The sequence below is a fragment of the Neisseria sp. P0021.S007 genome (assembly GCF_051956855.1).
Genome location: NZ_JBQCXA010001433.1, coordinates 1 through 482, shown reverse-complemented (window position 1 = coordinate 482; position 482 = coordinate 1). Strand labels below are relative to the sequence as shown.

At 50.2% G+C, this 482-nt stretch carries 1 protein-coding gene; it reads right to left on the bottom strand.

Going from position 1 to position 482, the window contains the following annotated elements; translation table 11 throughout:
- Positions 1-482, bottom strand: a 482-nt coding sequence (locus ACTHUR_RS19565; RefSeq protein WP_440400453.1) for a hypothetical protein, incomplete at both ends; no start/stop codon positions are given.

Genomic DNA, 482 nt, shown 5'->3' with positions numbered 1-482 from the left:
GAGCATCAGCAGCCGAGTTTAGTTCGGTCGCATCCAATTGAACTTTGCCTGTGGTGGCAATATTGACAGAGCCGGCATTGATTTTGGTTTGATGCAGGCTTTCGTCAGCAGAAGAGCTCAGGTTGTTGTTGTACCAAAGGCCTTTGCTTTGAGTATGGTCGGATTCTATGCGGTTGGTGGTTTTTACCGCGTTAGAATTGAAGTTGCCTGTGGCAGATGCGGTCAGCGCGCCGGCATTGATGTTGGCTGCGCTCAGGTTGAGGCTGCCGCTATTGTTCAAAGTCAATGACTCGGATGCATTGATATTGCTGGCGGTAAAGGTTTCCGTTTTGTTGCGGTCTGAACGGAAGTGCTGAACATTTTTCGCCTCTTTGCCGCTGGAAGACTTGTTAGCAGAATGGCTGTTAACCGTGCCTTTGATGTCGGTATCGCGGGCAAACAATTCCATTTGTGCGCCGGTCAGATTGGCAGACTGGATGCTC